This is a genomic window from Deinococcota bacterium, from assembly GCA_030858465.1.
GTDB lineage: Bacteria > Deinococcota > Deinococci > Deinococcales > Trueperaceae > JALZLY01.
The window spans coordinates 1-8,667 of record JALZLY010000377.1; the positions used below are offsets into that span (position 1 = coordinate 1).

Here is an 8,667-nt window from a genome sequence, read left to right on the forward strand (position 1 = left end):
GTCATCTACAGCGGCGATTAGCGCCGCTTCGCGCAACGCCGAGGTGACCTGCACCGTCTCTGCACGTGGGTAAGCATCGTTTTCCCCGGCTCTCAAGGTGAGGTTCACCACAAATGCACGGGCATAAACTGGTATAGTACAGGTCTAGTCAGTGGAAGAATGAGTCGGCCGAGGATTGTCGTCGGCTATCCTGTCGGCGCGGGTTTTGCCCTCTCTTTTTCCTCTTTAGGAGGTTGGTGAATGCAACACAGAAATCGAAATCGTCTCCGGCTTAAGTGGACCGTCCTTCTCGCCGCGTTCTTTCTACTCGCCGCGTGCAGCCAGCACAGTCCGGTGCAGGTCACGCCGCCCCAGGAACAGCTCGAGGGCCAAGACGCCGCGACACAAGTCATCCGCGTGGGTGTCGTGGCCACCGCCACGAGCATCGAGATCGGCAGCAATGACGCCTATACGCTGCGGAACAAGGCAACGGGAGCGACGCTTCTTTCGGGCTCCGGCGACCGTTTGACCGTCAGTATCACAGGAGCGGTGGTGACGAGCCACTACCGTCTGCAGGTCGCCTGCGCGAGCGCGACCGCACGTGACGACTGGCTCGAGCGGGCGCAGACCGCAGGCTATGCTACCTACACGGAATTCGTCCCGACCGCGAACTGCTGGAGGTTATTCATCGGTGAATTTGCCGCCGACGCTTCCTTTAGCGTCAGGAGCGCCTTTCGCAGCGAGGTGATCGCCAACAGCCTCGCCGGGAGCGACTCCTTCTGGAAGATTGTGACGACCGGCGAGGGCAGCGTGAGCTACGAAATCACTCGAGGGGCGGAGAGCATCACCTCGAGCGCGCCGGTGGTCCTCGAGGCCGAGAACGGCCTCGTCCTCATCGACGGAAGACCCTACCGGGGCGTGGCCGAGGTGGCCGTCAACGGCAGCGGCACCTTGGCCGGCATCAACGAGCTGCCGCTCGAGCACTACCTCTACGGCGTGGTGCCGCGCGAACTGCCACCGGTCCCCTTTGGCGAGCTCGAGGCGCAAAAGGCCCAGGCGGTGGCGGCGCGCACCTACGCGCTCGCCAACTTGGGCAAGCGCCGCGCCGACGGCTACGACCTCCTGCCGACCACCTCGGACCAGGTCTACGGCGGCTACGCGGCGGAGCACCCGGTCTCGACGCGGGCGGTTGACGAAACGGCAGGCATCGCGGCCCGCTACAGTGGAGGGTACGCCACCACCCTCTACCACTCCACCAGCGGCGGCTTTACGGCCAACAACGAAGATGTCTACAACAGCGCCCCCATCGCCTACCTGCGCGGCCTGCCCGACGCCGAGCGCGGCCGGGCGGTCGAGCGCGTGCCCAGCCTCGAGGTCTTTAAGCGCAGCGCCAACCCGGCCTCGCTGCGCGCCCGCGCCGAGGGCGACCACGAGGCGGACTGGTCGCGCTACCACCGCTGGACCTTTACCTGGACGGCGGACGAGATCAGCCGCGCCATCAGCGCCTTTGCCGGCAAGGAGGTGGGCAGGGTCCTGGAGATCAACGTCCTGGGGCGTTCTGACTCCGGCCGCGTGCTCAGGATCGAATACGTCACCGAGAACGGCAGCTTCTACGACTTCAAGGACCGCGTCCGCTGGTCGCTTCAGTACGTCAACGCCAGCGGCACCTTGAGCCCGCTCCGCAGCACGCTCGTCTACCTCGAGCCCGTTACGGACCGCCAGAGCGGCGAGGTCAGCGGCTTCAGGGCCTTTGGCGGCGGCTGGGGCCACGGCGTCGGCATGTCGCAGACGGGGGCGGTAGGCATGGCCGAGCGCGGCGCCTCCTTCGAGCGGATTCTCACCCACTATTACCAGGGGATCAGCCTCGAGAAGATGTATTAGCTCCGGGCTAGCTAAGGACCCGCAGCGCCGTGCTGCGGGTCCTCTCTTTGGACCCGCTCACTCGAGGTGGTGGTAGTCGAGGCTGTGGTGCTCGTCCAGCGCCCTTTGGATGTCAGGACTAACCTCGCCGAGCGCTTCCGTCCGGAGAGACATACGGCCGTCCTGCTCGGCGTAGACGATGCTCTTCGTCCACTCCTCCAAGGTCCCCGTCGCGTCCGAGCGGTAGTGCGCGCCCCGCGACTCCGCGCGCATCAGGGCGCCGCGCAAGATGGCTTCGGCCGCCGGCAGCATGAAGCGCAGGTTGAGCGCCGCCACCAGGTCGGGGCTGCGCGAGCCGCCCGCCAAGGCCAGCGACCGGGCTCGCTCGCTCAGGGCCTCGAGCCGTGCCAGCCCTCTCTTTAAGTCATGCTCGTCGCGGACGATGCCGGCGTGGTCCCAGAGGAGCTCGCGCAGCTCCGCGATCAGCTCGTTCGGCCGGTGCTCTCCCCCGCCGCGCAGCAGGGCCTCGAGCGTACTCGTCTCCTCCTCGACGAGCGCCGCCCCGACCCCCGGCGCGGGCGCCTCCTCGAGCGCGCCCAGGAGGTGCCGGCCGGTCAGCTGGCCGAAGACCAGCGTCTCGACGAGCGAGTTGCCGCCCAGGCGGTTGGCGCCGTGGACGCCCGCCGTCGCCTCGCCGACGGCGAAGAGGCCGGGCACGGTGCTCGCTCCCGTCCTAAAGTCCACCCGCACGCCGCCCATGGCGTAGTGCGCCGTCGGCGCCACCTCCACCGGCTCCCGGCTGATGTCCACGCCCAGTTCCGCAAACTGCCTGAGCATCTCCGGCAGGCGTTCCTCTAAAAACGCCCGGCCCCGGTGCGAGATGTCGAGCAGGACCGCGCCGCTCTCGGTGCCCCGGCCGTTGCGGATCTCGCTGTAGATCGCCCGCGCCACCACGTCGCGGGCGTCGAGTTCCATCCCTTTGGGTGAATAGCGCGCCATGAAGCGCTCGCCGTCCCTGTTGAGCAGGTGCCCGCCCTCGCCGCGCACCGCCTCGGTGACCAGCTTGCCCGCTCGCTCCTCGGGTTTTACCATCCCGGTCGGGTGAAACTGCACGAACTCCATGTCGCGCAGCTCCGCCCCCGCCGCGTAGGCCAACGCGACCGCGTCGCCGGTGTTCTCGTCCGGCCGCGACGAGCCGCGCAGGTAGAGGGAAGTGTGCCCGCCCGCCGCCAGGACCACCGCCCCCGCCTCGATAGCGACCGGCCGCCCGCCGTCTAAGTCGATGCCGAACGCTCCCACCACCCGGCCCTCCCAGGCGAGCAGGCGGGTCACGAAGAGGTTCTGCCGGTAGGGGACCTCGAGCGCTTTGGCCCTCGCCACCAGGGTATCCAAGATGGCCCGGCCGGTGGTGTCGCCGACGAAGCAGGTGCGCCGGTAGGACTGCGCGCCAAAGTAGCGCTGGTCGATCTCGCCTTCTTCGGTCAGGTTGAAAGGGCAGCCCCAACCCTGGAGCTCGAGCACCCGCTCGGCCGCGTGCCGGGCGAGCAGCTCGACCGCCCCCGGGTCGCAGACATAGTGGCCTTCCTTGATGGTGTCGGCGGCGTGGATAGCCCAGCGGTCCTCGGGGTCGCGGTTGCCCAAAGACGCGTTGATGCCGCCCGCCGCCCAGACGGTGTGGGCGTCGCCGTGCCGGCGCTTGCCGACGACCAGGCAGTCCTGTCCGTTCGCGACGAGTTCGAGGGCGGTGCGCAGCCCCGCCGCGCCCGCGCCGATGATCAAGACGGGCGTGCTGATGAGTTCTGGATGGTTCATGGCTCGAGCTTATACCAAGTGCCTTATCAAGCGCCGCTTTTGCGCTTGATAAGTGCGCGTGCGCGCATACCCTCAAACCCACTCGGTTTGTGGTACTTCGAAAGGCAATTGGTATGAGCAGGGGCTCGAGCGGATGACCGTAGAGCCCTGCCAAATCAGCTCTGTGAAGCCCCCGCCACGCCGAGATGACCGGGCTAGGACCGCAGGTGCTCACGCAAAAAGCCCGCCAATTCGCCGATCGCCACCCGCTCTTGCGCCATGCTGTCGCGGTCGCGCACGGTGACGGTGTCTTCGAGCGCGGGGTCGTCACCCCGGCCGAGGGTGTCGAAGTCGACCGTCACGCAAAAGGGTGTGCCGACCTCGTCGTGGCGCCGGTAAGCCTTGCCGATGTTGCCAGTGTCCTCGTAGAAGACGCGCCCTAGGCCCAGGGCTTGCAGGTCGCGTTTTATCTCTCTGGCCTTGGCGACGATCTCCGGCTTGTTGCGCGCCAGCGGGATCACCGCCACCTTGATCGGGGCGAGGTGGGGCCGCAGCTTGAGGACCACGCGCTCGGCGCCGCTCTCCAGCGTCTCCCTGGTGTAGGCCTCGCTCAGGACGGCGAGCACGCCTCGGTCCACGCCCGCCGAGGGCTCGATCACGAAGGGGATGATGGGCTTGTTGGTCTCGGCGTCGGGGACGCCCAGCTTGGCGGTGCTGTCCTCGTTGGGATTGACCTTGGCGCTCAGGGCAAAGTCCCCTTGGCCGCGAGTGTGCGAGCCCAGGTCGAAGTCGGTGCGGTTGGCGATGCCCTCGAGTTCTTCCAAGCCGTGCGGAAAGCGGTAGAGGATGTCCACGGTGGCCTTGGCGTAGTGCGAGAGCTCCTCGGGCGCCTGCTCTTGGGCGCGCAGGTTGTCGCCGTCCAGACCCTGCTCACGCCACCAGGCTAGACGCGCCTCGACCCACTTGCGGTGCCAGTCGTCGTCGGTGCCCGGCCGCACGAAGAACTCGATCTCCATCTGCTCGAACTCGCGCACCCGGAAGATGAAGTTACGCGGGGTGATCTCGTTGCGAAAGGCCTTGCCGATCTGGGCGATGCCGAAGGGCAACTTCCGGGAGGTCGCGTCAAGGACGTTCTTGAAGTTGATGAAGATACCCTGCGCCGTCTCGGGCCGCAAGTAGGCGTAGGAACCCTCGTCGGCCACCGGCCCGACATTGGTCTTGAACATCATGTTGAAGGGGCGGGGCTCGGTCAAGTCGGTCGAGCCGCACCTTTCGCAGCGGCCGTCCTTGACGTGGTCGGCCCGCCAGCGGCTCTTGCAGCTGCGGCAGTCGACCATGGGGTCGGTAAAGGTGGCCTCGTGCCCCGAGTGGCGCAGGACCAGCCGGTGGGTGAGGATCGAGCTGTCCAGGCCCTCTATGTCGTCGCGCTCGTAGACGTTGGCGCGCCACCAGGCCGCCTTCAGGTTGTTCTTGAGCTCCACGCCCAGCGGGCCGTAATCGTAGGTCCCCTGCAGGCCGCCGTAAAGATCGGAGCCCGGAAAGACAAAGCCGCGGCGCTTGCAGAGCGAAACGAGTTCTTCCATGCTTGTAGCCGGCATCGTGTTCTCCCTTGGCAAAAACAAACCCCAGACGGCCGAATGCCATCTGGGGACGAATACGTGATTCGCGGTTCCACCCCGCTTCCCCGATTCCTCGAGGCTCTCGCCAATGTGTAAGGCTCCCCGCCGCCGTTCCCGTAGCTCGCGCCGTCAAGCTCGCACCGTCCTCGACTCGCTGCTGGCGATCCCTACCGTACTCCTGCGGATCAACGCCCTCTTATCATGCCAAGGATAGCATGCGAGGTCAATCGCTCGCCGCACCAACTCGGCTCGCAGCAAGATTCGCCGTGGCTGTCCCCTTCGAGGGACGATCAAGCCAGCTGCACACCCAGGCGCAACGCCTCTCTTGCCAACCTCGACCCCGTCAGCTCCGCCTTTGTGAGCGGAAAGACATCGACGTCACAAGGTACGGCAGCCAATAGTTTCACATACTCAGGCACCCGGTCGAACCAGCGCGGCAGTGGGTGAGCGCTGAGCACCAGGAGCAAGTCGACATCGGAACCGGGCACGGCCTTGCCGGCCACAAAGGAGCCGAAGAGCCACACGGCCTCAACCTCGGGCTTGACCTGCTTGAGCGCTTCAACCTCGCTCTTCAGTTGCCTCAGGATGGCCGACTGGTCAAGGAAGCTGATCACGGGACCACTTCAACACACCTTCAGCATCGTGTAGGGCGGCTTTCGAGTCTGAAGGAAGGTAGACCTCTCCCGGAGAACCCTGATCCAGAACGTCTGGATAACGCGTGGGAATATAGAGTCGGTCGAGCCGCACCCCTGCTTCGACTAGCGGGGATGGCGCCTGAAGTGCTTGCAGGCCACGCCTCACCGCGTGACCACGAAACTCGCCACCGCGAGCCTGAATCACAGCCTTGACCGCCTTTTCCGCCGACTGCTGGGCGGCAAAGCATGCCCACTCGTGCAAGCCCCGCTCCGCAAGCACCTGAGCCGCTTGAAAATCCCGCTCGGCTTGCGTCCACCAGTCGGCGCTTCGTTCCACAGTGACTCAGTATAGCGGTAAAGCGTGCGTCATCCAGTCAGAAGTGAATCGCCCGGCCGTCCACCGCCAGCGCCGCCTCCTTGACGGCCTCGGCGAGCGTGGGGTGGGCGTGGCTCGAGCGGGCGATGTCTTCACTGCTGGCGCCGAACTCGATGGCGACGGCCGCCTCGGCGATGAGGTCGCCGGCGCGCGGGCCGATGATGTGCACGCCCAGGACCCTATCGGTCACGGCGTCGGCGAGGATCTTCACCTGGCCGCCGTCGTCGCCCAGACTGCGCGCGCGGCCGTTGGCCTTGAAGGGAAACACGCCCTTACGGTAGTCCACCCCCGCCTCCTTGAGCTGCTCTTCGGTCTTGCCCACCGAGGCGATTTCGGGGTGGGTGTAGACGACGCCGGGAATGGCGTCGTAGTTGACGTGGCCGTAGCCGGTGACGATGCTCTCGACGCAGGCGATACCCTCCTCCTCGGCCTTGTGGGCGAGCATCGGCCCTTGAATGGCGTCGCCGATGGCATAAATCCCTTCCACCTTGGTGCGGAAGCGCTCGTCCACCGGGATGCGCCCCCGCTCATCGAGCTCGAGGCCGGCCGCCTCGAGCCCCAAGCCCTCGGTATTGGGCACGCGGCCCGCCGCCACCAACACACGGTCGCAGCGAATGGGCTCGGCCCCGTCGATCTCGACCACGCAGCCTTCACCCTCGACCTTCGCGCCCGTCACCTTAACGCCCAGGCGAAACTCGAGCCCCTGCCTCTTGAAAACCTTGTGAGCTTCGGCGGCCAGCTCGCCGTCCATACCGGGAAGGATGCGGCCCAGGTACTCGAGCACCGTCACCTTGGCACCCAGCCGCGACCACACCGAGCCCATCTCGAGGCCGATGTAGCCCGCGCCGATGACGACCAGGTGTTCGGGCACCTCGCCGTAGCAGAGCGCCTCGGTGCTGGTGGCGATGCGGTCGCCGTCCCAGTCGATGCCCCTCAGCGGCGCGGCCTTGGAGCCGGTGGCGATGATGATGTGCTCGGCCTTGAGTTCTTCGTTGCTTTTGCCCTCGACCGTCACGCTACCCGGACCGGTGAGGCTCGCGGTTCCCTGGTAGTGCGCGACCTTGTTCTTCTTGAAGAGGCCCCTGACGCCCTGCGTGAGCGTCTTGACGACATCATCCTTGCGCCTTAGCATCGCCGCCAGATCGAGCTCGACGCCGCTCGCCTTGACGCCGTGAGCCTCCAGACCTTCCTTGAGCTCGCGGTACTTCTCGCTCGACTCGAGCATCGCCTTGGACGGAATGCAACCGACCCGCAAACAGGTCCCTCCAAGCGCGTCGTTCTTGTCGATGCAGGCGACGTTCAGGCCGAGCTGCGCGGCGCGGATGGCGGCGACGTAGCCGCCGGGACCCGCGCCGATGACGATCAGGTCGTGTTCTTTCACATAAGCTCCTTTCAGGCCTCCCAGGTTCGGTGAAGCGCGCCCTAAGTCTATCCTTAGGGATTCAATGTGCCCTTTTATGAGCAGCCTTTTTATGAGCAGCCTTGTACGCCGCTTTGCAGCACGAACAAGCGACGGGTATCAGCTCCGCACCACCGCTACGCCCATGACTTCATAGTGGCGATCAAAGGTGGCCACTTTGACTCCCAACGCTCTAGCCACCACGGCGTTAGCCGCATCGGTCAAGCTGATCTTTTGATCCTCGAAGCGCTCGAGCAGCGCTACGGCTTGGGCATGATACGCCTCGGTAAGCCAAACGGTGTTGTAGGTCCGCGACTGCGCCTCGAGAAAGCGCCTTGCCGCCATGGGACCCAAGCGGTAGAGGATGAGGCGATGAGCCTCGTAAATCGTGGGCACGGTCATGAGCAGCGGCGTACCAAGCAGCCGGGCGAGCAGCATTTTGGCAGCCTCATGCGCCTGATCGGCTCTATCGGCCAGGGCATAGACGACGGCGGTATCGACAAGAATCGGCTGCACGACTACTCGAAGGTTTCAGCCCAATAGTTGCCCAAATCTTTCCTGACATCCCCAGGCTTCTCGGCGTGGCCGAGGGCGGTTGACGCTGCCAGTGCTTCCGCTTCAGCCACGAACCAGTGGGGTTGCAACTGGGGCTCCATCTCCGTGTGCTTCCCTAAAAACGCTTGCAACGCCGTTTCGTCAACGCGCCAGGAGCGACCTACCTTGACGCCGTGGAGTTGTCCTTGCCGCAGCCAGCGGCGCACGCTCGCCTCATCGACGCGAAGCAAGCCGGCAACCTCCTCAACGGTCAGCAGGTTCAAGATCTTCATGTAGGCATTATAGTACATTTCAGGTAAAGCGTTATTCGAGGCGACATACTGGATATTTACATCCCTTGATGAACGGATAGCCGTTTACTTGCCGCCTCGAGTCAGCCCTCAAAAACTGGGCGTGTTCAGGTTGTACATCTGGCGCGCGCGTCTACTGCCGTCTCTCGAGCGAGTAGACTAT

8 protein-coding genes are annotated in these 8,667 nt (G+C 65.3%); 1 reads left to right on the plus strand and 7 read right to left on the minus strand.

Features of this window, described 5'->3' with window-relative positions:
- Nucleotides 1-333: 333 nt before the first annotated feature.
- Entirely contained in the window at nucleotides 334-1,860 is a 1,527-nt protein-coding gene (locus M3498_18575; protein MDQ3461273.1) for a SpoIID/LytB domain-containing protein, read from the plus strand.
- Nucleotides 1,861-1,917: 57 nt separating this feature from the next.
- Here M3498_18575 and M3498_18580 read toward each other — a convergent pair whose 3' ends face one another.
- From M3498_18580 to M3498_18610, 7 genes are all read right to left on the minus strand, one after another.
- Nucleotides 1,918-3,651: an FAD-dependent oxidoreductase gene (locus tag M3498_18580; GenBank protein MDQ3461274.1), complete on the minus strand. Its 1,734-nt coding sequence runs from the start codon at nucleotides 3,649-3,651 to the stop codon at nucleotides 1,918-1,920.
- 194 nt (nucleotides 3,652-3,845) lie between these two features.
- The gene (locus M3498_18585; protein ID MDQ3461275.1) at nucleotides 3,846-5,228 is read right to left on the minus strand and encodes a glycine--tRNA ligase; all 1,383 of its coding nucleotides are present in this window, start codon (nucleotides 5,226-5,228) and stop codon (nucleotides 3,846-3,848) included.
- A gap of 311 nt (nucleotides 5,229-5,539) precedes the next feature.
- Entirely contained in the window at nucleotides 5,540-5,863 is a 324-nt protein-coding gene (locus tag M3498_18590) for a nucleotidyltransferase domain-containing protein (protein ID MDQ3461276.1), read from the minus strand.
- Nucleotides 5,847-6,221, minus strand: coding sequence for a HEPN domain-containing protein (locus M3498_18595; protein MDQ3461277.1), 375 nt, complete (start codon nucleotides 6,219-6,221; stop codon nucleotides 5,847-5,849). Before M3498_18595 ends, M3498_18590 begins: the two co-directional genes overlap by 17 nt.
- A 37-nt stretch (nucleotides 6,222-6,258) precedes the next feature.
- A complete protein-coding gene (lpdA, locus tag M3498_18600) occupies nucleotides 6,259-7,641 on the minus strand; it encodes a dihydrolipoyl dehydrogenase (GenBank protein ID MDQ3461278.1) in 1,383 nt (460 codons plus the stop codon).
- 138 nt (nucleotides 7,642-7,779) lie between these two features.
- Entirely contained in the window at nucleotides 7,780-8,175 is a 396-nt protein-coding gene (locus M3498_18605; GenBank protein ID MDQ3461279.1) for a PIN domain-containing protein, read from the minus strand.
- Nucleotides 8,176-8,177: 2 nt separating this feature from the next.
- Nucleotides 8,178-8,486, minus strand: a complete 309-nt coding sequence (locus M3498_18610) for a helix-turn-helix domain-containing protein (protein MDQ3461280.1) — start codon at nucleotides 8,484-8,486, stop codon at nucleotides 8,178-8,180.
- Between the last annotated feature and the right edge of the window lie 181 nt (nucleotides 8,487-8,667).

What these genes read in the sequence shown, in the direction of transcription:
- M3498_18610 (MDQ3461280.1), bottom strand. Translation starts at nt 8,486, where the DNA reads ATGAAGATCTTGAACCTGCTGACCGTTGAGGAGGTTGCCGGCTTGCTT.
- M3498_18580 (MDQ3461274.1), bottom strand. Translation starts at nt 3,651, where the DNA reads ATGAACCATCCAGAACTCATCAGCACGCCCGTCTTGATCATCGGCGCG.
- M3498_18585 (MDQ3461275.1), bottom strand. Translation starts at nt 5,228, where the DNA reads ATGCCGGCTACAAGCATGGAAGAACTCGTTTCGCTCTGCAAGCGCCGC.